General features: G+C 61.3%; 22 protein-coding genes and 3 pseudogenes. 4 read left to right on the top strand and 21 right to left on the bottom strand.

Features of this window, described 5'->3' with window-relative positions; genetic code table 11:
• Positions 1-21: 21 nt before the first annotated feature.
• Entirely contained in the window at positions 22-693 is a 672-nt protein-coding gene (locus ACQY5A_RS03860; RefSeq protein ID WP_428339055.1) for a hypothetical protein, read from the bottom strand.
• A gap of 191 nt (positions 694-884) precedes the next feature.
• Here ACQY5A_RS03860 and ACQY5A_RS03855 point away from each other — a divergent pair, with 191 nt between their 5' ends.
• Together ACQY5A_RS03855 and ACQY5A_RS03850 are read left to right on the top strand one after the other, a co-directional pair.
• A complete protein-coding gene (locus tag ACQY5A_RS03855; RefSeq protein WP_428339054.1) occupies positions 885-1487 on the top strand; it encodes a hypothetical protein in 603 nt (200 codons plus the stop codon).
• Between the two features lie 102 nt (positions 1488-1589).
• Complete coding sequence (locus ACQY5A_RS03850) at positions 1590-2150, top strand: hypothetical protein (protein ID WP_428339053.1); 561 nt, start codon at positions 1590-1592, stop codon at positions 2148-2150.
• A 144-nt stretch (positions 2151-2294) separates the two neighbouring features.
• Here ACQY5A_RS03850 and ACQY5A_RS03845 read toward each other — a convergent pair whose 3' ends face one another.
• The 7 genes and pseudogenes from ACQY5A_RS03845 to ACQY5A_RS03815 form a co-directional block, all read right to left on the bottom strand.
• Positions 2295-2438 (bottom strand): hypothetical protein, encoded by a 144-nt coding sequence (locus ACQY5A_RS03845; protein ID WP_428339052.1) that lies wholly within the window; start codon positions 2436-2438, stop codon positions 2295-2297.
• A gap of 151 nt (positions 2439-2589) precedes the next feature.
• Positions 2590-2982: a hypothetical protein gene (locus ACQY5A_RS03840; protein ID WP_428339051.1), complete on the bottom strand. Its 393-nt coding sequence runs from the start codon at positions 2980-2982 to the stop codon at positions 2590-2592.
• Positions 2983-3497: 515 nt separating this feature from the next.
• Positions 3498-4253 carry an alpha/beta hydrolase family protein gene (locus ACQY5A_RS03835; protein ID WP_428339050.1) on the bottom strand — a complete coding sequence of 252 codons (756 nt, stop codon included), beginning with the start codon at positions 4251-4253 and terminating at the stop codon, positions 3498-3500.
• Positions 4254-4426: 173 nt separating this feature from the next.
• A complete protein-coding gene (locus tag ACQY5A_RS03830; RefSeq protein WP_428339049.1) occupies positions 4427-4735 on the bottom strand; it encodes a DUF732 domain-containing protein in 309 nt (102 codons plus the stop codon).
• A 358-nt stretch (positions 4736-5093) separates the two neighbouring features.
• Positions 5094-5789: a TetR/AcrR family transcriptional regulator gene (locus ACQY5A_RS03825; protein WP_428339048.1), complete on the bottom strand. Its 696-nt coding sequence runs from the start codon at positions 5787-5789 to the stop codon at positions 5094-5096.
• Positions 5786-6202 (bottom strand): hypothetical protein, encoded by a 417-nt coding sequence (locus ACQY5A_RS03820; RefSeq protein WP_428339047.1) that lies wholly within the window; start codon positions 6200-6202, stop codon positions 5786-5788. The genes ACQY5A_RS03825 and ACQY5A_RS03820 overlap by 4 nt, the downstream gene beginning before the upstream one ends.
• A gap of 117 nt (positions 6203-6319) precedes the next feature.
• A pseudogene (locus ACQY5A_RS03815) lies at positions 6320-7318 on the bottom strand (lytic transglycosylase domain-containing protein); the annotation flags it as partial.
• A gap of 1196 nt (positions 7319-8514) precedes the next feature.
• On the opposite strand from ACQY5A_RS03815, the gene ACQY5A_RS03810 reads away from it, so the two are divergent.
• Positions 8515-9411 carry an alpha/beta hydrolase-fold protein gene (locus tag ACQY5A_RS03810; protein WP_428339046.1) on the top strand — a complete coding sequence of 299 codons (897 nt, stop codon included), beginning with the start codon at positions 8515-8517 and terminating at the stop codon, positions 9409-9411.
• A 71-nt stretch (positions 9412-9482) separates the two neighbouring features.
• Positions 9483-9593: pseudogene (locus tag ACQY5A_RS03805) on the top strand (CAP domain-containing protein); the annotation flags it as partial.
• Between the two features lie 711 nt (positions 9594-10304).
• Here the strand turns inward: ACQY5A_RS03805 and ACQY5A_RS03800 are convergent.
• The 13 genes and pseudogenes from ACQY5A_RS03800 to ACQY5A_RS03740 form a co-directional block, all read right to left on the bottom strand.
• Positions 10305-11420 (bottom strand): adenylate cyclase regulatory domain-containing protein, encoded by a 1116-nt coding sequence (locus ACQY5A_RS03800; protein ID WP_428339045.1) that lies wholly within the window; start codon positions 11418-11420, stop codon positions 10305-10307.
• Between the two features lie 113 nt (positions 11421-11533).
• The gene (locus ACQY5A_RS03795; protein WP_428339044.1) at positions 11534-11689 is read right to left on the bottom strand and encodes a hypothetical protein; all 156 of its coding nucleotides are present in this window, start codon (positions 11687-11689) and stop codon (positions 11534-11536) included.
• Positions 11690-12176: 487 nt separating this feature from the next.
• Positions 12177-12641: pseudogene (locus ACQY5A_RS03790) on the bottom strand (CAP domain-containing protein); the annotation flags it as partial.
• A 241-nt stretch (positions 12642-12882) separates the two neighbouring features.
• Entirely contained in the window at positions 12883-13587 is a 705-nt protein-coding gene (locus tag ACQY5A_RS03785) for a hypothetical protein (protein WP_428339043.1), read from the bottom strand.
• A complete protein-coding gene (locus ACQY5A_RS03780; RefSeq protein ID WP_428339042.1) occupies positions 13584-14147 on the bottom strand; it encodes an Mce protein in 564 nt (187 codons plus the stop codon). The genes ACQY5A_RS03785 and ACQY5A_RS03780 overlap by 4 nt, the downstream gene beginning before the upstream one ends.
• Before the next feature lie 87 nt (positions 14148-14234).
• A complete protein-coding gene (locus ACQY5A_RS03775) occupies positions 14235-15695 on the bottom strand; it encodes an MCE family protein (RefSeq protein WP_428339041.1) in 1461 nt (486 codons plus the stop codon).
• Between the two features lies 1 nt (position 15696).
• Positions 15697-16782 (bottom strand): virulence factor Mce family protein, encoded by a 1086-nt coding sequence (locus ACQY5A_RS03770; protein WP_428339122.1) that lies wholly within the window; start codon positions 16780-16782, stop codon positions 15697-15699.
• 56 nt (positions 16783-16838) lie between these two features.
• The gene (locus ACQY5A_RS03765) at positions 16839-18161 is read right to left on the bottom strand and encodes an MCE family protein (RefSeq protein WP_428339121.1); all 1323 of its coding nucleotides are present in this window, start codon (positions 18159-18161) and stop codon (positions 16839-16841) included.
• 88 nt (positions 18162-18249) lie between these two features.
• Positions 18250-19611 (bottom strand): MCE family protein, encoded by a 1362-nt coding sequence (locus ACQY5A_RS03760; protein WP_428339040.1) that lies wholly within the window; start codon positions 19609-19611, stop codon positions 18250-18252.
• Positions 19608-20633 (bottom strand): MCE family protein, encoded by a 1026-nt coding sequence (locus ACQY5A_RS03755; RefSeq protein ID WP_428339120.1) that lies wholly within the window; start codon positions 20631-20633, stop codon positions 19608-19610. The genes ACQY5A_RS03760 and ACQY5A_RS03755 overlap by 4 nt, the downstream gene beginning before the upstream one ends.
• A 46-nt stretch (positions 20634-20679) precedes the next feature.
• The gene (locus tag ACQY5A_RS03750) at positions 20680-22095 is read right to left on the bottom strand and encodes an MCE family protein (protein ID WP_428339039.1); all 1416 of its coding nucleotides are present in this window, start codon (positions 22093-22095) and stop codon (positions 20680-20682) included.
• Between the two features lie 57 nt (positions 22096-22152).
• The gene (locus ACQY5A_RS03745) at positions 22153-23010 is read right to left on the bottom strand and encodes an ABC transporter permease (protein WP_428339038.1); all 858 of its coding nucleotides are present in this window, start codon (positions 23008-23010) and stop codon (positions 22153-22155) included.
• The gene (locus tag ACQY5A_RS03740; protein WP_428339036.1) at positions 23007-23774 is read right to left on the bottom strand and encodes an MlaE family ABC transporter permease; all 768 of its coding nucleotides are present in this window, start codon (positions 23772-23774) and stop codon (positions 23007-23009) included. Before ACQY5A_RS03740 ends, ACQY5A_RS03745 begins: the two co-directional genes overlap by 4 nt.
• Between the last annotated feature and the right edge of the window lie 448 nt (positions 23775-24222).

Here is a 24222-nt window from a genome sequence, read left to right as displayed (position 1 = left end):
TGCACCAACCTGTATCGATGATCATGCGCGCGTCCGCTCTCCCGGCTCGTTAAGCCGCCGCGCATCCACCAGTCCGGGGCCAGTCAAGTCGTAGCCCGCCAAAATCTCGGCGGCATCCTGCGATGACAGTGGGCGTCGGGCCGGTGTCAGCGGCCACCACTGCCGAGACCCAGACACCGCCAGCCACCCATCGGCGACACCGTAAACCCCGGCTGCCGCGGGCACCGCGGCCAACTGAAGGCATCCCCACGGCAGCAGCGCGACCTCCCCCAATGATCCCTCCGGGTCGTATGCCGCATAGCTGAGCACCAGCGTCAGCAGACCCAATCCGGCACCCGAGCACAGCAGCGCCGCGATCGGAAAGCCCCGCAGCCTCGCTGGAATCGACTGGACAAGAATGGTTTTGACCGCCCAACCACCCAGCCACCCCAGCGGAACTAGCAGTCCGAAAATTGTGACGACAACCAGTTCGAACTGTGCAGCAGATGATTTCGCGGTCCGCAACCATATCGGCGGCAGCACGGTGTCATCGTGCGGATCGGGAACCGCCGATGCGCGGTGACGCTGTCGCGCCCGTACCCGCCGGCCCAACCGTTCAGCCCGGCGACGCTGAATCGTCGACCATCCCTGATGTTTGGCGATCCAGGATCGCCGTATCTCGTCGAACCTGTCTGGGCCGACAGCAAAGATCATGCATCGAGCCTAAAGTCGTCAGCAGCGTGGTTCGTGCACTATTTGGCGCCACCGATTGACAAGACACGCCAGCCTACTTGACAAGACTTCGGCGTGTCGCGAGAGCCTGCTAGTCTTCGCTGCAAAAGTCCAGTTCAGCGACCGCTCGCTGTACTACAGCGGCCTTTCATTGAGGTTAGGTACGTCCCTGCATGCCGGACGATGTCTTGAATGCCGAATGGTTTGACACCGACATCTACTCGGGTTGCTTGGCGTTGAGCCTCGTTCTGCCCGACTACGTACCACTGCAGGGCGCCTTTCCGATCCGAGTCGTAGAAGAATTTTTCGGTGGTCGGGGCGCGGGAGCGCCGAAGGTCGACGACAGCTGGATGGTGCGTCCCTACACCGTTATGACGAAGTGGGTGCAGGGCCCGTGGCCTGTGCAGCCGGCGTTCGAAGATTATTCGATTGCCGAAGAGACATTGAATCGTACGACTGGCGGCGAGGCAGAAGCTCAAAGTCGCACGCTTCTCGAAAAGTCAGCTGGTCAGCGCCGATCGGTGGTGATCGTCATTCTTCCGGTCAAGGCGCGCCAGTTAGCCCTATCTCCCACGGACGGTGCCGTCGGCGCGTTGACACTGGTTCACTGGATCCTCGGTGACTGGTTACGAGCCGTCCGTATGGCCTCAAGAGCTCCCATCGGTGAACTCACCCAAAGCCGCTTGCCGCTGCTGATTCCGGTCAGATACGCGAGCGTTGTTGAAGGAGCGAAGCTCGACTGGATTCAGGAACGACACGACCTCATCAATGGGTAGCTCACGAATCGCATTCTGCCGCAACCGATTATCCCGAGTTCCCACGCTGACAGCGTCGGTGACGCGTTCGCACAGATTACCTGGGGAAGACCCAGTGCGATCATGCTCGACCACGTTAGGCGTGGCGACGCGGCGGCTCTCTACGGCGACGACATCGGTGCGGTGTTGGCCTACGCCACCGCGTGTGAACTCGCGATCACAAACCTCACGCTTGCATTGGCCTGGGAGGACGGTCTTCAAGCACAGGAAGCGGCCCACATCTTCCGCGATACGAGTGTGACCAAAATGGTGACGTCGCTTTGTCATTCGCTTGGCGGCAGGTGGGCCGTTGACGCTCCAGGTGTAGCCATGGATTGGCGCATTCACATCGCAGACGTACGAAACCGTATCATTCACACGGGATTTCGACCGACGGGTATTGAAGTCCAGCGCGCGAACCAGGCATTAAAGGCACTGCTGTTGGCGATAGCCAAGTCGGTGATACGGAAATGGAAACGATATCCCAGGACCGTATCCCTCTTAGTCAGTCGAGGGTCGGTCGACCTGTATGCGTCGAAGAAGGCCCACGGCCAGATCGTGGAAGGCCTGGAGGCCCGCAGCCATGCCGCCGAAGCAGAGTTCGCGGCCTGGCGACGCACCTACTACCGTGCCTCCGCTTCGTGAGACTCCGCACCGAGCGAAGGCTGTCCCCATTTGATTACCCAGCCCCAGCGTTCCGCCTTCGATCGACCAACACGAAGATTCGAAAGTCCTCTACCTAAAGCCCTTCGGTAACGCCGCACCGACTGTTGGTACAGGCAGCAATGTTCAGTTGGGCGGGTTGATTGGAAGTTCCAACGAGACCGCAATGACGTCGACACCGGCGTCGTCGATGAGTCGCACCCCGGGAACCATCGATGACAGGATTCCCACGGGTGTCCAGTCGTCGGCGGTTCGTTGCAGGCCTGCCATGGTTAACGCGACGTCCCAGGCTCGGTCGTGGGAGCCTAAGGGGCCGATCGGAGGCCAACCGGGTACGAACGCGGGGTAGGACGGCGGCGTGGTCGCTTCGAAGGGGACGCCCTCGAGATGGCCTGCGTAGGCCCCGCGATCCACGACGGTGTCAACGTGCCATCTCCTCGTTGATACGGGTGATCTCCTCGGAGGTCAAAACTCGCCGCGGCAAAGGAGTGATCCAGCCTTTGTCGGTCTTGCGAGCGATTCCGCGTGTGGGATTCGACCAGATCTGTAGCGCTGCCTTTAACCCGACGGGGACGAACAGGCCTGGCCGTTTGGTGACTGGGTCGAATGTCGGCATGTAACCGAGGTCTGAAACGAGAAAGTTGGCATCGTCAGGAGCATCGATCAAGTACCAGCCCGCCGCCATCAGTGGTGCGAGCACGCGAGTCATGTCGTACAGCCGCGACATCTGGATCGACACCGGTTCGGGCGCATTTGCAAGATACGTCGGATGGCGGACAGAGATGCCGGCGATGGAAGGAATCAGCACCTTCATCCAGATTTCGAAAGACAGGGTGCCCGACGATTGTGCGAGCGCCTCGTAGGCCGCAGAAAGTCACCGTTCGTAGGCGTTGAACGTGCGGTCGACGGTGTCAGACGGAAGTGCGCCGGCCAGTTCGTCTTTCATGTCGTAGAGATCAAATCCATGTGCGAGCGCGCGAGCCGTGTAGTGTCTGCCGATCAACCGTAGCTAAACGCCGCGCAGGCAGCACGTCAACAGGTTTGCAGCTCGCGACTCATGAGACGCATTCGTCGCTGTTGTTCAACGCACGGTGGTCCGCACCCCATCTAGAGGTTCTGTCCCGCCAGAACACACTCGTCCTCACAACTGGAAACGATCTCGTATTCAGCAATGAGTTGCGACGCCAAGACAAGCCGCCACCTACCTCGAGCTGGTGCCGGGGGTCAGTGAGACGGTTCGCCTGCCTCCGGGCCCGTGTGGTCATAGCGACTGGAAACACGACTAAAACCATTGCCAGCATTTGAGCAGCCGCACTTAGTGGCGGCTAGCTACTTCAGGTAGGGGTCGGCCCAAGCGCTGATAATGCGCGCCGCGCGCGCGGCCTGATCTCTGCCGGTGAGTAGGTGGTCGGCGCCTTCCAGAGAGACGAAGCTACGTGGATGGCGCGCTGCGCTGAAAATGTGACTCGCGTTTTGGATACTTACGGTGTCGTCGGTAGGAGAATGCAGAATGAGAATTGGCCGGCGCAGTGTGCGGATCCGTTCCCGAAGATCGGCGACACGAACATCTTCAATGAAATGGCGTTTGAGCGTGAGTGCCTTGCCGCCGATGAGAAATGTTGCTTCTCCCTCGGCCTCGATCCGCTGAACGAGCGCGTCATAGATATTTTCGACATGGCCTGGGCTGAACGGTGCGCCGATGCTCGCCACTGCGGTGATTGTGTGGCATGCGTGTGCAGCGGCGATCACCGCGGAGCCTCCGAATGAGTGTCCGATAAGGATTCGCACCTCGCGGTTGGACTCATTCATAAACTGCACTGCCCGCAGGGTGTCTGCGACTTTGTGTGAGAAGGACCCGTCGCCCCAGTCACCGTCGGAGTCACCCAAACCAAGATTGTCGAAACGCAGCATGCCGATGCCCTCGGCGGCCAGTTGCTTGCAGACACGACTGGCCGCCGGACAGTCCTTACCCAAGGTGAACCCGTGGGCGAACACCCCCCATCCACGTACGTGACCTCTGGGGAGATCGATTAGGCCGGCCAATTCCGGCCCGGCGCTGCTCGGGAATCGGACACGGTCGGCCACTCAAAGCTCCTTTGACGGGGATCAATCTCGAAGCCGATCGACGAAACTGGACTACTCGGAGCTGATTTCCCTGAGTCACGTTGTCCTAGAACGATTTTAGCGCAGCAACCCACGGACAGCTACCAAAGTCCATGAGAACCAGTTGCCAACGCTGCGCGCAGCCGTTTCGATCATCACTTCCCGGCAACGTCCCCTTGAAGCCCGCCAACTGGACTTTCAGTTCCAGGGGGAGCCTGGTACCCAGCCGCGGAATTTCGCAGCTGCCAGATTTGCTCCGGGCAATATTGACTGACCGCATATGAGACCAAGAAATTTGCCGCGTACTCGTCGTTCGGGGTCACATCATTCTTCACGTTACCCATCACCTGGGCAAAACTTTGGCCCGCGCTGACTTTGTCACAGATCCCATGGCCATAGCCGATGGCGTCGCCATTTGGAAAGTTGTAGTGCCGCCGCACCGTGACGTTATACAGGTAGTCCACGTCGGGCGATGGAACGGCTTGCGCGTGTGGGGTTGCTGACAGCGTGGCTACGCTCATTGCGGCGTTAAGGAGGAGCAAGGCTGCCGCTGACGGGCCACATCGGTTACCGTGGCTGAAGTACTGGCGTGACATCATAATTTTTTCCTCGATGTGAATTTGATTGGCTCCGTTGCGGTTTACCCGCCGTGAACGCCGCCTTTGGTGTTGTGCCGGTGGCTGTTTCGCGATAGTCGGCCCTCCTCCACTCCTTAAGCCTTCGTGTCGACGGCAAAGACGTCGGCAGCCACAAGGGCGCACTGGCCTTGGCCTTCACGTCGTCTATCTACTGCCGCCCGGTGCGCTGCCAAGTCGAGTTGTGTCATGACCGACAGCTGCATCTGGGCCCCGAGTTACGGTTGTGAACTTTAATTTTCGCATCAGTAAACTGATCGCCCGGGTACTGCATAACGCCGGAAATCCGGGCACGTTTGCGGCTCTTAGGGTTTGGGATTCCTAGGGTGCAGTCGAATGCCTGAAGACAGATTTCGGTGAGCTCCTCGTGCGAGATGGTCCGCGAACCAATCCATTTCACGCAGGCTGCGCGGACAAAAGCTAACCAGCCCTCCGCCGCGATCTCGCTGACACCGGGCGGACGTCCCTCGGCCACGAGTTTTTCAACCAGTCGCTGGCCCACGACGTCTAGTTGTTCGGCGACGACCGCCTGGATCGCGGGGTCATCCGACAGAGCACTTCGGGTGATCGTGCCGGCGTCGATAGGATTGTTTACAGACGATTCAATGTGAGCCTCCAGTGCGGTGGCAAGCTGTTCGGCGAGCGGTAGCTCCGGGTTAGGAGTGACGCGTGCAAAAAACCGTCCACTGGCACGTTTGAACAGCGCCACGTCGATGTCCGGTTTACTCGAAAAGTATTGGTAGGCCAATGCTCTCGATACACCAGCATTCGCGGCGATATCCTCAACGAGGACATCGTCATAGGACCTTTCTGCGAACATCGCGGCCGCAGTATCGAGCAGGTGTTCGCGTCGCTGCTGGGGATTCAGTCGGCGTCGCGTCACGTGGAGCCACCGCCGACATTCCGCATAGGGCGACAGCCCGGTACCCTGCCATATGGCGCCGCTAACGATAGCTTCTCGGTCGTGCGTGTCGATGCGCGGCGGTGGTCGGTGTCGGATTGCTGAGCATCGGTGTTGTTAGTGTCGGACACACTGATCCTGCTGTAGATGCGCCAAAGGATCGGCTCGCTGTCAGTTCCTGAATATCCCTGAATCCAGGCCTGTATCGCCGCAGCCAACTCCCCCGATAACTCGATGTCGGCATTGGCGTAGAAGACGAGAAGATTTCTTATCGCGCTATCTTGCTCTCCAGCACCAATTTTCACGCACAACCATGTGCGGTCGGCAGGTTTCAGGAACGCGGCTACCGAGTCGGCCAGTGCCCAAGCCAGCAATGCTTCATCGGTGCTGTTCATGACCGATTCCCGTTGTGCATCGTTCTCTTACCCACTGGAAGTGCGCCTCACCGGTCGACAGGAGGCTGGCGAATGGACTCCATGGACGATCTGGGTGGGCCATTTGCATGCTTAGCGGCCGATGCAGATCAATGTGCAATCGGCAGTGTCTGGCACCACCGGCTGGGATGGCCAGTTCGGTTGCGGGGCAGGCATCGTCGTCGGGCTGAAATCGATCAATGGCATCTGGGCCAGCGGGTCAGACGACGGCAGGCCGTGCATGTTGAGCGGCAGCCCCGGCCCGAGACCTTCCGGGTTTTCCAGATGCGGATCTGCCAGTGGTGGTGCCGACCCGGTCACCGATGGCAGATCGAGCGGGACAACGCCGGTGGCATACGCCGCGGCCCAGCCCACCACATTCCGGGCGTAGGGCATCGAGTTGTTGTACCGCAAAATCGCCGTCATTACCTGCGATTGATCGCGTAGGTTCAGGCCGCCGCTGCACATATACCGCGCAGCGGCCAGCGTTGAGTCGTAAAGGTTTTGAGGATCGGCGACGCCGTCGCCATCGCCGTCGGAGGAGTAACGTGCCCAGGTTCCAGGCAGAAACTGCATAGGACCCATTGCGCGGGCGTAATTGACTCGACCGCCGGCGCTGCTCTGCACAATGACCTCGTTGCCGGGGAGCGTGCCGTCCAACGCGGGCCCATATATCGGCCGGACCGCAGTGCCGCGCGCATCGGTCGCCCCGCCGTCGGCGTGCCTGGATTCGATCCGGCCGATACCGGCCAAGAGATTCCAGCTGATTCCGCAGCCGGGTTCAGAAATGGCCATCTTTTGCTCGGCATTCCGGTACGCAGCTAACGCCGTCGGCGGAATACCCACGTTACCTATCGAATTGACGACCCCGGGCGGTGGCGGAGGCCATTCGGTGGACGAAGCGATTAGCAGGCGGTGTGGTGGTCGCGCGACGGCAATCACGGCTGGCCCAGACAGATCACTCGCGGCCGCTGCCACGATCGCGACCGGAACAACTGACGTGACGGGCCGCTCCAGTGTTGGTGCACGGAATTGCCGTGCCGCGCCACTAACGGCACAGGCGAGCACGATCGGAATTAACGTTGCGACGCTGAGCATTTGGGTCCACGCCGGACCGAGAGCGCACTGTCGGCGCTTCTTGCGGTGGCGCTGGTCAAAGCTCCACACAGCCGGGGGCGGGGCCGATTTATGCGCCACACCCGTCTGCACGGGATTTCCCAACATGCGGTAGCGCGCCATTGTCTAGTGCGCGCGTTTGCTGGAGTGGACGCCATGTGGGCGTCTGCGTCGCGGAGTCGTACCGAGGAACTTTCGTGGTCGCGGACGGGGTATTTGTGGGTGCCCGCGAACGAGTCGAGGGTCGGATCTCGGAACTGTCTGGCCCTGCGGCGACATGCGTACCGCGGTCCTGGTTGTGATGATCTCTCCCCCGCAAGGGTTGGCCGAGATCGTGGCAGTGAGCATGTCGACGCCGGAAATCAGAACACGTTGCGGTCCGGACGGCACGGAGTTCGACACGTGCGCGGGCGCGTCAATCGAAAGGGTTCCGCCAGACATCGTTGTCATCTACAGCCCTCATTGAGTCAACAGCACTGTGGAAAACACACTACAAGTACGCGACGTTTAACACAACACAATTGTCGTCTGTGCCTTCCCGCTGCAATCGCAGGCGTCTTGGCGTAGTGGGCGGTTACATCGCGTTTGGCTATCGTGGTTCCGAGTCTGGAGCACAAATGGAATTCCATTTACGAGGCAACGAAACCGTTGAGTCGCACAGCCATTCAGTCTCCGAATGATGTGCCGCACCGTAGGCTCTAGATGCGATATGTTCATGTGTAGCAATACAATGCACGACGGATGAAGCGCTTTCGCGCAGACCTTTGCAAAGGTACGCGGTCAATACTTCAACGTGTGGTTCTGCGTTGCGGCATCTGCGGGTGTCTCCTCAGGGAGCTCGATGGCAAATCGGCAAGCCGAAGTGGGTTACCGTAGATCAACCACCCGCGATGCAACACGCTAGCCGACGGGCCCACGTCCGATCGAACGGGTTTGCGCTAAGCAAACGTCGAGCGGCAGGCGGATATCTAGTAAACGTAAGTGTTGACTTCCCAACCTTACTTAGCGAGCCGGATGCGTCCATATGTACGGTTCCGTCTGCCGGAACAATGTCAGCGCTAGCTTCGCGCTATGTCGATACCGTGATGATTTTCCACGGGAGCAAACAGCGGAACGAGGGCGCCACCCCAGCATGGGCACACATTGCGTCCAAGGAAGGCGCGCCAGATGAGGTCGATATGAGGCATCTCTCGGCGTCGGTGCGGATGCTGTGCGTTGCCGTGCTCGCGATTGGGTTGTCAGCTATATCTGGATTTTCAGGCAGGGCGGCTGCGGCGGGTATGGAGAACCTGACGGTGCCGTCAGCGGCGATGGGACGTGATATCCCGGTGAGCTTCATGGCCGGCGGTCCGCACGCGGTGTATCTGCTGGACCCGTTCAACGCGGGACCTGACGTGAGCACCTGGGTAACCGCCGGCAACGCGATGAACACACTGGCGGGCAAAGGGATCTCGGTGGTGGCGCCCGCAGGCGGCGCCTACAGCATGTACACCGATTGGGGGCATGACGGCAGCAAGCAGTGGGACACCTTCCTGTCCAGCGAGCTGCCGAACTGGCTGGCCGCAAACAAGGGGCTAGCACCTGGCGGTCACGCCGTCGTCGGCGCCTCGCAGGGCGGCTACGCCGCCCTGGCCCTGGGGACTTTTCATCCGGATCGTTTCCGCTACGCCGGCTCGATGTCGGGCTTTTTGTCGCCCGAGAGAACGCCGGTGAACGGCTACATCAGGAAGGGCATGCTGGCGTTCGGCGGCGTCGACACCGACAACATGTGGGGGCCGCCGCAGCTTGGTGGCTGGGTGGGTCATTCCCCGTACGTGCACGCGCAGGCGCTGGCCGACAACAACACCCGGCTGTGGGTCTTCAGTCCGCAAACCAAGACGGCCAGTGATCCCGCCGCGATGATCGGCGACTCCGAAATCGCACAAAGCACCAACCACGATTTCTACGGGCAGTACCGCGCAGTGGGGGGCCATAACATCCACTTCGAAATGCCTGTTGATGGTGACCACGGCTGGTCGACTTGGGGACCGCAGCTTGCGGCAATGTCCGCCGATATGGCTGCCAGCATCCGGTAGCAGCATGGCGCGCCCCTACGAAGACGCCGAGATCACGGACGCAGCCCGCGAATTGAGAGGAAGTTGGCCAAATGGATCAGAATCCCGACTACGACGCCAGCGACGAACTGGAATATGGGATCGCCGCGTTCGCATGGCTCTTAAGGGGTGTCTACCCACCACCGTATTACGGCTCTGACTGAAACGCGGCGTGCAGGCGTACGGGTGGCAGGGCGCGCGAAATCCGGCCGGCGAGGTGGCCGCCCCCGGGTCATTGGTAGCCAAGCACAGTGAGCCCTACACTGCGCGGCAGAACCTACCGACCGTAACCGGGCCGGCGGCGGAAGCCCGGTGCAACTTGACCAGGCAGAGAATCTCTCTCGCGATCCAGATACGATCGACGTCGCAGACTCAACGGCGATGACAGGTCTGACACCTGCTGATGGAGGGCTGTTCCGTAGGCCGGATGCCCGTGATCGGCTGGCGGGCAGAATATTTCCGAAACCGCGGCCACCCGTCACAACTGCCACCGCCAGATCAATCAGGCGGCACTGCTGCCCGAACTCACCTAGCTACGAGTGTGCGACAATTCGGTAATCGCCGACCCGGCTACTGGACAAGCGGCGAAGCCGGTCAGCGTCATCCTAAAAAAATCGAGACTGCCGCGTCGAGGCTCGCTAGGGTACCCAGAATGACCTAATGAGTTGGGCCACAATGACACTCGGCCTAACTGCTAACAATCCGAAACTACTGTGAATTTTTCTGCGGTGACAGAACGGCGGTGGTTTCGGCGGTGTGGGATGCGGCATGCTCCTGTTTGCGGGTCTGGCATTGCCCCGGGAGCGTCCTCGAGTAAACGCACATATCGCAGGTTGGCCACCCGCTGCCTGTTTCGCTATCGATCGGCACCGTCATCAATTCCAACTCCTCGTCGCTCGAAATAACCGAACCTCCTCCGGTATCCCCCGTAGGTGTGTGGTCTCTTCAAGCGACCAACTGAAACCACCACCATCGCCAATTGCCAGCCGAGTCGTCTCGGTGATCAGCGCCGTACCCGCGGGAGCTACACCAGTCACCCGGCTGGCCATATTGACCGGGCTGCCATACCAATCGCCGGCTCGGCTTACCGCGTGCCCGAACGCCACGCCTGCGCGCAACTGCGGGAGGTCATACCGCGCTGCAGAGTGCAGCACATCGAGGACAACCTCAACGAGCTTCTCGGCATTGGGGCTGACCAGCATCACCGCGTCGCCGATAATCTTCACCAGCTGAACGGGCTCGACAATGCAACTTCGAGTCAAGGCAGCCAGCCGACCGGCAATGCTGATGAGGTCTTGCGGCGGCACGGTTTCTCCTAGCCGGGTGAATCCCACCATGTCAGCGAAAGCGACGGTTACCTGCTGAGCCTCGGGAAGCTGGCCGTTGGCGCGTTCGGCAGCGTTGATCGCTTCGGTCGCGAGTGAGCGTCGCAGGGTCAGTCGCGCCAACTGATTGATCATGGGATCTAACACAGGTTCGACCTGCAGGGCGAGGCGTTCCAAGGCGGCGGCAAGTTCCAGCTCTGTGGAGGCCGGGCGTACGAGGGCATGCAGCCCGGCTTGGCGCATCGCTACTGCGACGCGCGTCAAACCGTCCACCAATAGCCGCACAACCAGTTCCACTTCTTCGCGGTCGAAGCCGAACGTCACCAAGGCAGCCGCAGGCAGAATCGATTCGGCATCTGCGCGACAGTGCTGCGTCTCCGCGGGATCGTCAGCACGGGCCAATCCGGCCGCAAGGTGTAGTCGTCGAATGAGTTCCAACGGATACCCGCTCGCGTCCGCGACCGCGCGCGCCGACACGGTTGTTCCGTCGTCACCAATTATTCGGTTAGCCGCCAGCATCATGGGGCTCAAAGACTTGCGGATCTGCTCGATCCGAAAGCCGCGGTCATGCAGCGAGCGGACCAGCTCCTCACGTTCTTGGCCCTCGCGACTCACGACTCCATCGCACCGGCCTGACTCCTCGAACTCGTCGAATTCACTGGTCACCTGTCCACACCATTCGGGATGCGACCGGCACCGCGTGAGCGAGCTGCTGCGAACGCCGACGGCACAGCGCCTGATTGCCCGCGTGAAACACCGAAAAACTCTGCGTGACAACCTCAATCACCCAGGTATTCGCAGCGCAGCGACCGCTTCGGAACAAATGAATCGCCCTGGGTGACGTTGTCTCGTGTCGCGTCGCGATAGCTGACCGTGCCATTCCTTGATGCTGCGGCGGCGAGAATCGGAGTGGCAGTTGATCCATTGCGATTCATGGCCTGGCTCCATACGTAGATCTCGCAGCGGTTGATGCGTTGGCCCAGCCCACGCTGAGGAAGGACCGTCCTTTTTGTGGCCTGAGTCGATAGATCGTCGGCTCGTCTAGGCACAGCCGCGCGCACACGCAGCGGTCGGCGGCAGCAAGTCCGGCGCAGGGACGCCTGGACCGGCTGGAGGCAGTTGCGTCGTAAGGTCGACGTCGCCCTCCAGATCCGGCTCGATTGGCACGAACCGGCAGATCAACGGCATCGCCAACGGACACGAACCGTCAGCCGGTTCGGCGTGCGCCGGAAGACAACACAGGACGCTCAGTGCTGTGAAGCCCAGCGATCCAACGAACGTCTTCGCCAGGGCCCCGAAATACCTCATTTGCCATCCCTCCTTCGTTTTTGATGTTGGCGACCGAGTTAGGAACCCTCACCTAACCCGCTAGCGGCTGCAGGTGGCTAGCATTCGAATCGGCCAGCTACACGTTGATCAACTCGGGATGCCGTATACGGCAACGACGACGGTGCGGTCAAGGCGGTTTTCTGACCACACCCCCATCTGGGTATTCGCGCAATTGGACATGATCGCCATGTAGTCGGGCCGGTAGTACCATTGATTGAGAATCTCAATGCCGCTGATGGCCAGTGCCGGGTTGATTGCCACGGTCTCCGCGGCGGCGCCCTTGAAGCCGGCAGCATTGACTCTGTCCTGAACCGTTGACCCGTCGGACCCGACGTCGCCGTCGAGATTGCGGTTGTTGAGAACATCGTCGGTGTGCCATTGTGCAGCCAGCCGTAGCTGCGGGTTGATCTTGACGTCGTTGGTGCACCCGGCGTGGTGCTGAATGGTGTAGACGTTGGCCACAACCGAGTCGTTGAGCCGCTTGTTGTCCGCATGGGCGGCTTGCGCCGCCCAGAGCGCCCCGGCGATGCTCAACACCGTGAGAACAGGCGGTGTCACGGCGGCGCAGCGCCGTAGCTTTCCGAGTGTCATACGCGCGGCCCTTCTCCTGTTGATCCCTTAAAGATGAAGCGGCCTGACGGTTGGGCACGCAGTGCGTTGATCGCCAACGGTTTCGGGCCAGATCGGCGATTGGCCCCTGGGTCGGTTGTACTTACAGACCCTGAGGCGATCCATACCGCTGCTGCGCGCCCACCCTTCGACTTGAAGGGTCTGATCTGCCACCGAGTCGCCGCAGTCATCAGACGGGGTCGAAACCGGAAATAAGCCAACGGTTTCCAACCTCATCCATCGTTACTCGTACGGTGGACGCCGTGTCGGTCGGTGCGTCGGCACCGACGGTAACCGTCTGGTCGACGAACACCAGCGCGACAGCATGATTCGGATTCGCCGTCACCGACGCGATCGCGGGTACCGATGCGATCGCCGAAATCCGCTTCTGTTTGGCGCCTGGGATGACGACATCGTTCGTCAGGGAGGCGTAAGAATCCCGAAACGGCCCGGTGAGTAAGTCGCGCGCCGCCTCGAGCTGTTTGTCGACGGTGTCAGGCTGGTAGGACAGCATCGCGATCGTCGCGTTGCGGGCAGTTGTCATCGATTCGATACGGACCAGGTCGGCGACGCGGTCGGACGATTCCTGCCATTTGAGGTAACCCGCAGTCGAGCCGAGAACTATTGCGAGCGCCGGCATTACACCGAAAGCCAGCATCTTCGACTGCCGTATTCCCGGTCTCGGTTCCTTCAGTTCGGCGTCCGCGGTGTCTTGGTCAGCGCCTTCTACGGGGCCGTACGCCGATACATAAGCATCGTCCGTGATAGTCGTCGTCTCAACAGCGACCGCATCCTCAGTCGAACCCTCGCCCTGGGTCTCGCTGGACGCGGCGGTGGTATTCGTCACTGGGTCTTCGATGCCATCGATCCGTTTTCCACCATCGGTCTTGTTCATGGCACGAACTCCACCCTGGAAACCTTCGCTTGATCACCGACCTGCTGGACCGAGATTCGCATTCGCCAAGAGCGTGGATCCTGTTCGGGCCCATCGGCAGTAGAGGTTTTCACGCTGACGGCGACAAGCACCTCCGCCGCATGGGGAGTCTGTGACTCTAGGCCCGCCGCCGTGATGGTTCCGACCGACTTGGATTTCGCTTCTTTGACGACACTGACGAAGGGTTGACTGCGCTTGGCGAAGTCGTCGTAGAACGTGCTGGTCGCTCCGTCGAGGATGCGCTGAATGTCGGCGTCGGCTTCCTGCCAGTTGATCGTCGTTAGATTCAAAGCGGCCTGCTTACCTACCTGAAGCAACAAATCGCGCCGCTCAGCCTCTCGGTGAGACACGTGGGAGCGGTAACTCAGCCAGCCGACCAAGCCCACGAGCGCGACGACGATGAGGATGCCCAGCCGCGTCACCATCCATACCTGTGACACACCAGGGTAAGTCATTGTCCTACTGCCGTTTTGGGTGCCGCCGCCATTGAGTTCGGTAGCGTCCTCGTCAACATCGCTCACGGGTGTCGCCGCGTCGGAACACGCTGCATTTGAGTGGGCCGACCCTACCGGATTCTCGACTTCAGGACTCGTTGGCGACAGCATGTTTCAATTTCCCTTCGGGGGCAACAACATTGATTGCCAGGTCTGACCCGGGTTGGCACCGCTGCTCAGGTTCCCCTGCGTGTAGACGCGCCCGTCTGGTCCCACGTAACTGCCGGTGTTTGGGTCGTAAGTGGCCGTGCCGACCAGAGGTACGGGTGTCGGCGGCGGCCCGGGCGCCGGCGGAGTGTTGTCCGCGCGTTGCGGAATTCCCTGTCCGGATAGGGTTGCGTTGGGGTCGCCTTTCCAGTTGAAGCCGTCGTTGAGCGGCACGTAGTAGTCATCGCTTTCGCACATCTTGGCCGTGGGAGCGCGCTTGCCAGGCTTGGTTTCACACGGCGTATTGCGCGCACCGCGGACGTTCAGCGGTGAATCCTGCGGCACACGGCAGTACACGTCTCCCAGGGGGCGATCGGGGTAGTCGATATCGGACGCCGACCGCTGCTGCTGGGCCGGATAGAATCCTGTGGTGCAGGGCGGGGGTAGGTTCAGATTGAGGTTGAAGCTCAAAAACCCACCCTTGTAAGACTGCTTGGTGTCGTGGTTGGCCACGTTGACGCCCTGAATCGCCTGAGCCCCTTGGGGTAACAGCACCAGGATCTGCTCGAGGTCAGCCTGATAGGTGATCGCCACCTGGTTCACGCTCACCAGATTGGCCAGCACTACCGGCAGTGTGGGGTTCACCCGGTCTAGGAGCCCGCGAACCTCCTCGGCCGCAGGACCGGCGTTCTGGAGCACGCCGCGTACCGCCGTGTCGTTGCGCTGCAACGAGGAGGTGATGTCGGCGAGATGCGCTGCCCACGCCTGCACCGAACCGGCAGTGTCGATCTGGGTGTCCAAGACTGGTTTGGTCTTGTCGATGAGCGTCAGCAGTGGATCGAGGTCGTTGCGCGCGTCGATCGCCAGGTGGGAACCACCTTTGACGAGCCGCGCCAGGTCAGGCCCCAGACCCTCGAATGCGGTATAGGACTCGTCGACGACCGTTTTTAAGTTTCCATGCGGTATCGCCAACAGTCCGCGGTTAGTCGCGTCCAGCAACGCATTGATATCGGGGGGAACCGTAACCCGCGAGATGGGGATCTTGTCGCCGTCTCGTAACGGCCGCGACGTGCCGTTACGTGGCGACAGCGCGACGTACTGCTCACCGATCGCTGACGTGCTGTGTATTTGTGCGTCGAGGTCAGACGGTATCGAGACATCGGATCTCAACGAGAGCTCCGCATTGACAACACCGGTTTTGGTCAAGCGCACGCTCGCGACCCGACCAACCTCAGTACCGCGATAAGTGACGTTGCCGCTCTTGTACAACCCGCCGGTAGTGGGCAGCGAGAGAGTCACTTTATAGTGACCGACTCCGAACAACAACGCAGGTAACCTGATGTAGCCGAAAGCCATGATCAGTAGAGCTGCCATGGATATCGCCGAAAAAATCATCAACTGGATGCGGATCCGCCTCGTCAAATGCATGTCAGCGCCCCTGATCCCAGCGGTACGGAACGATAAGCGGATTGGCAGCCGTGTACGGGCTGGGCATCTGTCCGATGGTGCGGCCCCACTGCATCTCCAGCTCGGTGAGATTGCCCTCATAGCGGGTACCGGTGAACAACCCGGCGTCCAGCCGGCTCAGAGTGAGGTCAACGACGGCGGTGAGGTTCGCGTAGTCACCACGAAGCCACTTCTTGAGGGTGTCCTTCGGGAACGGGTACGTCGCGTAAAAGCCCAGCGAACGAGTCAATGCTGGGCCGGCGTCAGCGAGCGACTGAAGCACGGGCCCGAGATCCTTGAGCTCCTTGACCAGATTCTCTTTCGTCTGGTTGACCGAATACGCTGCCAGAGCGCTGAACTTGCCCAGCTGATCAAGGGCGTCGGCCAACGTGTTGCGTTCATCCTTGAGAACACCCAGCGCGTCCGGAATGGTCTTCAACGCCTTATCCACCACGGGCTCGTGGTCCGCGAATTGACCCACCAGATTATTGAGGCTGTCGCTCGCGGCGATGATGTCGCCAGTCTGGTCATTGACGTAGGTGGCGAAACCGTCGAGTTGATGGATCAAACTGCGAAGGTCCTCCTCGCGTCCGGCGAACGCGGTGCTGAGCGTACGAGTGATCTCTTGAATCTGCCCAGTGCCCCCGCCGTTCAACAGCAGCGAGACGGCGGCCAATGTCTGCTCGGTGGACGGGTAAGCGCCTCCCGACGACAGCGGAATCAGCGAGCCCTCATGCAATCTGCCTTCGGGCGTCGAGTCTTTCGGCGCTGCCAGCTCGACGTGCAGCGAGCCGAGCAGGCTGGTCTGCCCGATAGTGGCCGTCGCGTTGACCGGCAAGTCGACGTCTCCGTTGAGCGTCATCGTCAGCAGCGCGTGCCAGCCCTGCCGTTCGATCCGGGTGACATTGCCGACCGTCACGTCTCCCACTCGGACCCGAGAGTTCTGTTCGATGTTGTTCACATCGGGAAGTTGGGCCTGGATCGTGAACGAACCAGGCCCGCCGCCCTTGGTTCCGGGCAGCGGAATCGAGTTGACGCCGCGCCACCCGCAACTAGGCAAGCCGGACATGGCCAAGATCAACAAGGCACTAATCAGTACTGTGCGCACCCCTCTGGTAGGCCTCATCAGCCACCACTCTGGGTCACCATGAGGCCAGGCAGCCCCTTGGCAGGATTAGTCTGCTTCACCTCAGCTGGTAGCGGCGCGGAGTCCGGCGGCGCTGCGCCCGACGCCGGACCGGCGTGGGGCGCCGGCGCAGCGTTGGGTCCAGGCGGAGGCACGTAGTCCGGACGCAGCCAGTCCTCGCTGAAGGTGACCTCGTTGGGCCGCGCGGTCGCCCCGTTGATGAGATTCTCGCCGATCGGCGGGAAATTGATCTGTCGATTCTTAATGATCGGGGCCAGATACTGCACACACAGTTTCGACGAATCTTTCGCGTTCAGCCGCGCCGCCGCCTGGATGGCGCCGCAGATGAACGTGATCGGATTGGCGAAGTTTGTCACGGCCAGAGCCCCGGTCAACGTGCCCTGCGCAGGCTGATAGATGTTCACAAAGTTCTGGAATGCGTTGGGGGCAATGTGCAGCGTCTGCTTGATGTCGTCCAGACTCTGGTACAGCGCCGTGGTGACCGACGCCAACTTGTCCGAGGCGGTGCCCACCGCGTCTTTATTGTCGGCCACGAAGCTCTGCACGTCGCCGACCACGGAATTGATGTCAGCGACGGCCGTGCCGACCTGGGTAGGACCATCGGACAAAAGGCCGGTGGTCGCGGCCAGGTTTACGTTGAGTTGGCGCACCAAGTTGGCACTGGATTCCAGCGCCGACACCACAATCGACAAGTTCTTGATGGTGCTGAAGAGGTCGGTGCTGTGATCACCCAGCGCCGAAAACGCCTGCGACAGTTTGATGATGGTGTCGCGAATGCTGGCGCCATTGCCGCGCAAGTTGTCTGCCGCGCTGTCGATGAATGCGCCCAGCTTGCTGACACCGCCGGCTTCGGTGGGCTGCAGGGCCTCGGTCAGCTTTTGTAACTGCTGACGCAGGTCGTCGAACTCCACCGGAACCGCCGTGCGCTCCAGTGGAATCACCGAATTGGTCTGCAGCACTGGCCCGCTGATGTAGGCAGGGGTCAACTGAATCGCCCGCGAGGTCACCAGATTCGGTGATATGACCACGGCCTTCGCGTCCGCGGGCACTTTGAATTCGTCCTCGACGTAAAACGTGACCTTGGCGCGCTGCGGTTCCGGTTCGATCCGGTCGATCTTGCCGACCGGGACGCCGAGGATGCGCACCTCGTCACCAACGAACATCCCGTTGGTGTTGACGAAGTAGGCGGTGATCGTCGTATGGCCCGCGCCTGCTGCTAATCGCAGCGCCACCACGATCCCCGCGATCAACACGGCCACCAGCGTTGCGCTCACGCCAATCCGTGCGGTTCGTGACCCCATCATCGGTCGTCCTCGGCGCAGCCGTACCCGAGCCGGGTACCTGCCGCCAGAACGGCTCGACTGCGGTTCTCAACGTCGGTCATCCTGGTCACCGTCCTGCCTGGTTGGGAGCCGTTTGAGTCGCAGGGACCTCGTTTGGTGCCGGCACTAAGATTCCTCTGGGGGTCTGTTGCGGAGTAGAGCCTCGCAGTTCCGGCGGAATCGGAGCGGGCGGTCCGGGCGGGGGGCCACCAGGCGGGGGTGCCGGCAGCGGTTCGCGGTAGGGATAGCAGCCAGGGGCGCCGGGCCTGCCCGGCACACTGCACGGCTGGTCGCCCGGGTTGCCGGTGATGGCGTCGGGCAGCGTCCGTTTGGGTGGCCCGCCCTGACCCGTGCGCGGGTAGGGCAACGGCAGGGGCGGTGTGCCGGGCTGGCCGATCTGAGGGTCGGAGCGATCCGAAGGCAGCAGCACGTGGGGATCCAGGCCCAAGTCGGAGAACGCGGCATCGACAAAGGGCTGCACGAACTGGCCCGGCAGTAGGTTGGCAAGGTACGCCTTGAAGAATGGGCCGGAGGACACCGACTCGCCCAGCGACATCGCGTAGATGTTGACGCCTTTGATGGCCTGCTGTACTGCCTCTTTGCGGTTGTCGACAATCGTCAGCACGCCGTTGAGCTTGTCCAGCGCGGGCCTCAAGGTCTGCTTGTTTTCGTCGATGAACCCTTTCAGTTGCCGGGTGACCGCCGAGACGTTGTTGGAGATCTGCCCGAGGGCCGTGCTCTGGCTTCGCAACTGGAGCAGCAGGGCGTCGGTGTCGGCGATTAGGGTCACCACCTCGTCGCTGCGCTGGGACAGCACGCCGGTCGCCTTTTTGGCGTTGCTCAATAGCTTCCGGAGTTCGGCGTCGCGGGCATCCAGCGTCTGGGAGAAGCGTGCGACGCCTTCGACGGCGACCTTCAGGTCCGGTGGGGTGTCCTTGAACGTGTTGGCCAGTGTCGAGAGCGAGTCGGACAGCTGGTTGGTGTTGAGTCCGCTGATGGTGGCCGAGAGATCACCGAGGGCGTCGGGCAGCTGATACGGCGACGTCGTTCGCTCAATCGGGATCGGCCCGGTCTGGGTACCGTAGCCGCGCGGGCTGATGTCGAGGATCTTCGCCCCGAGCAGACTCTTGGTCTTGATGGCGGCCTCGGTGCGCTCGCCAAGCCGGACGTTATCCGCGACCGTGAACTTCACCAGCACTTGTCCACGTTCCAATTTGACGTCGGCTACAGCCCCGACCTCAAAACCTGACACCTCCACGGGCGAACCAGTCCGCAATCCGCCTAGCTCGGCGAAGTACGCCTGATAGGCCTTGTCCCGGCTCACGAAAGGCAGTCTCGTGTAGTTGAGAGCGGTGACCAGCAGGACGGCTACCGCGAAAATACCGATGAGTCCGATCACGAGCGTGTTGCGTTCCTGGAAGGACTTCATCGCGGCGTGCACCTTCCGGTCGATTGCCCGGCCACCTTGATGAACACTGGCTGACCGCCCTTGCCGTTGACCTTGAGAACTAAGTTGCACAAATAGAAGGCGAAGAAGTCTCCGTAGACGGCTTGCCTGCCGAGGACCTGATACGCGTCGGGCAGGGTGGCGAGCAGGTTGTCGAAGTAGTCTTTGTCGGCTAGCACCGTGGCCGCAGTACGGTCCGTTTCGTGCACCACCTTTGTCACTGCCGGACGTGCCTGCGAGAGTAGATCGGCGAAAGTTCCCGAGGCGGCATTGGCATAGGCCACCGCGTTAGTGATGTCCTGCTTTCGTCCGGCCAAGGTGCCCACCAGCTGGCTCAGCGAGTCGACGGCTTTGGCGAACTGCTTATCCTGGTCGCCGAGTGAGCCCAGCACGACGTTGAGGTTTCCGATCACCTGACCGATCAATTGATCGCGGTCGGCCAGGGTGTTCGTCAATGCGGCGGTGTGCTCGAAAAATGCGCTGATGCTCGGGCCTTCGCCCTGAAGAGCCGCGATCAACTGGCCCGACAGTGCGTTGACCTGAATGGGATCCAGTGCGCGAAACAACGGTCGGAAGCCACCGATCAGCGCGTCCAGGTCCAGCGCCGGTGAGGTGCGGGCAACGGGAATCGTTGCACCCGGCGCAAGCCTCTTGCCCCCGGCTCCCTGTTCGAGAGCAACGTAGCGTCCGCCGATCAGATCGTTGTAGCGGATGACGACTTTGGTGCCGTCAGTGAGCACGACCGAGTCGTCGGCAGTGAACTCGACCCGCACGGTCGCGTCCGGCTGAATCGAGACTCGTTTGATCTTGCCGACCTCGACCCCGGCAATACGGACGAAGTTGCCGTTCTTGAGTCCCGAGACGTTGCTGAACTCGGCGCTGTAGGTGTTCTCTGGCTGGAAGCGCAGCTGGGCAAAGATCGCGAGCACAGCAAATGTCCCAAGCGCGCACACGAGCATGAATATGGTGAGACGCCAGATGGCGCCCCCCAGGTTGTCCCTTATGAGTCGCCTCCTTTGCTGGCTGATTGGGCTTGATCGGAGATCACGGTCACGGCGCTACCGGCGGGGGCAGGGGCGGCGGCTGGAACGCATAAGTCGGTTGCAGCTGGGCCGGGTGCGGCGCGACGAAAGGTTCTGATCCGGGCGTGGGACCCGGGTCGCGAGGTGCTCCCGGCGGCGGCGCCGGTGGCAGACCCGGGAACAGCGGTGTGCCATCCGGCGCATACAACGGCGCGCCGTACGGTGCCGGGCTGTTGTATCCATCCGTTCCGGGCACCGGACCAGGCGCCGGAGGGCCGGGGTGGCGGATGCTCGGGGCCTCGGGTGTCCCGCGCGTGGTGGGTAAGTAGTTCGCGTAGCCGGGGAACCCGATGCCGGGGTTGGGCCGCACGTCCAGGCCGGTGCCCCATCCGGTGTTGGTCACCAGGTAACGGACTGGCCAATTCTTGGTCGCGTCGGGCAGCGATCCACAGCCTGGCTTGCCGCCGGGGCCGCCCTTGGCGCCAACGATCGGCAGGTTTTCCGGGTATCTGTAGGGGTCGTCGCCGAGCAGCAGCGCCACGTCCAGGATCGACGAAGTGCCGTCGGCGTCCCCTGCCACCTTTGTCCAACCCATGTCGAGGGCGTTCTTGCCTCCGACAAGCATGCAGGTCAGTTCCGGGTTGTACTTCATCAACAGGCCCGTCGTGGGCTGGGTGGTGTTGATTGCTCTGACCAGGTTGTCCTTGTTCGGGCCCAAAAGCGCAATTCCGCTACGCGAGAAGCCGATCGTGCTCAGCAACAGCGCGTCCAGTGTCTTCTGGTTCGCGGTGATCGTCGCGCTCGTCGTGCTCGCCGCATCAAGTACGGTCAAGATGTTGTGCGCCGCCGCGCTGTAGGTGTCGCTGAATCCCTTGATCGCCCGCCAATCCGAGCGGATCGTGTCGCTGCGTCCGTTGAGCGCGGTGAGAACTTGATTGGCGTCGGTGATTCCATGACCGATGAGGTCCCCCTGCCCGCGCAGCCCGTCGGATAGTGCTGAGAGAGTGCCGTTGAGTTTGACCGGGTCGATCTGATGCAGAACTCCGGTGAGATTTTGAAAGACCGTATTGACCTCGGTGCTCACGTTCTGAGACCTGATGACCGCTCCGGCGGACAACCGTTGTGGGCTGGGATCGCTGGGAAAGATCAGGTCGACGTATTTCGCGCCGAAGGCCGTGGTCGCGCGGATTTGTGCCCGCACATTGGCTGGAATATAGGGGAGTTGGTCGGGTTCAATGTCGAGAGTTAACCTGACTGGCGCGTTCCCACCGGTAATCAAGGCCACCCGACCGACCTGAACGCCGTTCAGCTTGACCTTGCTGCCGGGCTCCATGACCAGGCCGGCACGATCGGAGAGCAATGTGACCTTGACGGGGGATTTCAGCGCACCCGTGAACAACGCACTCGTCGTGGCGAGGATGGTCCCGATGACGGCGATGAGCATCACTGTCCACCAGGCGGGTTGGATGCGATGTTGACCTGAAGCTCTGGCGGCCATGGGTCAGCCCGACAGATTGAAGTTGCCGGACTGCCCGTAAACGGCCAGTGCAACGATCAACACCGCCATGGATCCGACAATCAGTGACGCGCGAACAGCACGCCCCACGGCCTCGCCGACACCGGCCGGCCCACCCGAGGCGTTGTACCCGTAGTAGGTGTGCACGAGCATGATCACGACGGCCAAGACGATCGCAGTGAAGAAGGACCAGAGTATGTCGGTCGGGCTGAGGAACGTGTTGAAATAGTGGTCGTAAACGCCCGTGGACTGGCCGTAGATCGCCGTCGTACTGAGCCGAGCCGACACGAACGTCATCAGTATCGCGATACAGTACAGCGGGATAACGACGATGACCCCAGACACAAGCCGGGTCGACGCAAGGTAGGCGACCGATCGAATGCCCATTACCTCGAGTGCGTCGATCTCCTCGGAGATCCGCATGGCACCCAACTGTGCGGTGGCACCAGCCCCGATCGTTGCGGCCAGCGCAATGCCCGCCGTAGCGGGTGCGGTGATACGCACGTTCACGTACGCGGCGAGAAATCCCGTCAACGCCTCCACACCAATGCCGGACAGCTGGTTGTAGCCCTGCACGGCGATGATCGCGCCGGTAGATAGCGTTAAAAAGCCAACAATGACGACTGTGCCGCCAATTACCGCCAACGCACCCACTCCCAGGCTCATACCAGCGATCAGTCGAAGAATTTCCTCCTTGTAGCGGGCAAATGCGACTCGGATCTCGGCCAGGGTCTGGACATAGAACGCCATCTGGTTACCGACCCGGTTCCAGCTGTCGATACCGCTACGGGTCGAGCGGCGAAGCCGCGGAAACCGCTGGCCCAGAACGGTTGTCGCGCTCACTTCGGCCCCACGTAGAAGACTGCCGTCGCGACGATATTGATCACGAATAGCGCCATGAACGAGTAGACAACGGTCTCGTTGACTGCGTTACCGACACCCTGCGGACCGCCACCCACCGACATCCCCTTATAGCAGGCGATCAACGCGGCCGACATTCCGAATAGCGCTCCCTTGATAATGCCCGTGATCACATCGGACAGGCCGGTTAACAGCGTCAAACCGCTAGCGAAAGCACCGGGTGTTACGTGCTGGGCGAACACTGAGAAGAAGAACGAGCCCGCGAGGCCAACAATCGACACCAGGGATACCAGCACAGTGGCCACCAAAGTCGCGGCTAACACTCTGGGCACCACTAGCGCCTGCACCGGGTTGATGCCGAGCACGCGCAGCGCGTCGAGTTCCTCACGGATGGTACGGGCGCCTAGGTCAGCGCACATCGCTGTTGCACCCGCCCCGGCGATCACGAGCACCGTCACCACTGGGCCCACTTGAGTTATGGCCGCGGTCGCTGCGCCGGTCCCGGAGAAGTCGGCTGCGCCGAACTCAATCAACAGGATGTTGAGTGTGAACACGATCAGGACGGTGAACGGAATGGTCAGCATCAATGTCGGAACGATCGAAACGCGCGCCACGAACCATGTCTGCAAGAGAAATTCACGCCAGGCCCACGGGGGCTTGAACATTTGCACAAAGGTGTCGAGCGACATCGCGAAAAAGTCGCCAATCGAGCGAACGGGCTTGACAGCGCTAGACAAAGATGTCATGGGTCACCTCCCCGGCACTCGCTGAGCGAGGCACACGATTCGACAACCGGGATTGAGAAGCCTGCGAATGAAGCGACCGAGATCGCCACGGTCTGCGGTGCGCCCTGAGTCGCTGACCGCATGCTGCCGTTGCCATTCGATCCCCTCCCGCGCTGTGACTCACCTGGCTCACTGGCCTACATTGAGACTCGCGCAACAGTAAACTTCCAAACGGAATAATGTCAACAGTGATGTTGATTATCGACAAGAGTGCTGGACAGCAGCAGTATCGACCTAATTAGCGACGATGCAAATTACGTCCGCGTCACCGTTTCCGAGCGCCGTTGCATCAGGTGGTAATCAAGCTCGCTCCGGTGATCGCGCCTCAGCAAAAACGTCGGGTGGTGCGCGCGGCTTGCCAGGGGCCCACCGCGTGCGTGCACGATGCCGGTTCGGTCAACGCCAATGT

Origin of the sequence: Mycobacterium sp. (assembly GCF_965277065.1) — a bacterium.
Lineage (GTDB): Bacteria > Actinomycetota > Actinomycetes > Mycobacteriales > Mycobacteriaceae > Mycobacterium.
This window is presented reverse-complemented; position numbering and strand designations above follow the sequence as displayed.

Coding starts and splice junctions, on each gene's coding strand:
- ACQY5A_RS03860 (WP_428339055.1), bottom strand. CDS start 693: ATGATCTTTGCTGTCGGCCCAGACAGGTTCGACGAGATACGGCGATCC.
- ACQY5A_RS03855 (WP_428339054.1), top strand. CDS start 885: ATGCCGGACGATGTCTTGAATGCCGAATGGTTTGACACCGACATCTAC.
- ACQY5A_RS03850 (WP_428339053.1), top strand. CDS start 1,590: ATGCTCGACCACGTTAGGCGTGGCGACGCGGCGGCTCTCTACGGCGAC.
- ACQY5A_RS03845 (WP_428339052.1), bottom strand. CDS start 2,438: ATGGCAGGCCTGCAACGAACCGCCGACGACTGGACACCCGTGGGAATC.
- ACQY5A_RS03840 (WP_428339051.1), bottom strand. CDS start 2,982: ATGAAGGTGCTGATTCCTTCCATCGCCGGCATCTCTGTCCGCCATCCG.
- ACQY5A_RS03820 (WP_428339047.1), bottom strand. CDS start 6,202: ATGAACAGCACCGATGAAGCATTGCTGGCTTGGGCACTGGCCGACTCG.
- ACQY5A_RS03810 (WP_428339046.1), top strand. CDS start 8,515: ATGAGGCATCTCTCGGCGTCGGTGCGGATGCTGTGCGTTGCCGTGCTC.
- ACQY5A_RS03795 (WP_428339044.1), bottom strand. CDS start 11,689: ATGAATCGCAATGGATCAACTGCCACTCCGATTCTCGCCGCCGCAGCA.
- ACQY5A_RS03785 (WP_428339043.1), bottom strand. CDS start 13,587: ATGAACAAGACCGATGGTGGAAAACGGATCGATGGCATCGAAGACCCA.
- ACQY5A_RS03775 (WP_428339041.1), bottom strand. CDS start 15,695: ATGCATTTGACGAGGCGGATCCGCATCCAGTTGATGATTTTTTCGGCG.
- ACQY5A_RS03770 (WP_428339122.1), bottom strand. CDS start 16,782: ATGTCCGGCTTGCCTAGTTGCGGGTGGCGCGGCGTCAACTCGATTCCG.
- ACQY5A_RS03765 (WP_428339121.1), bottom strand. CDS start 18,161: ATGGGGTCACGAACCGCACGGATTGGCGTGAGCGCAACGCTGGTGGCC.
- ACQY5A_RS03760 (WP_428339040.1), bottom strand. CDS start 19,611: ATGAAGTCCTTCCAGGAACGCAACACGCTCGTGATCGGACTCATCGGT.
- ACQY5A_RS03750 (WP_428339039.1), bottom strand. CDS start 22,095: ATGCTCATCGCCGTCATCGGGACCATCCTCGCCACGACGAGTGCGTTG.
- ACQY5A_RS03740 (WP_428339036.1), bottom strand. CDS start 23,774: ATGACATCTTTGTCTAGCGCTGTCAAGCCCGTTCGCTCGATTGGCGAC.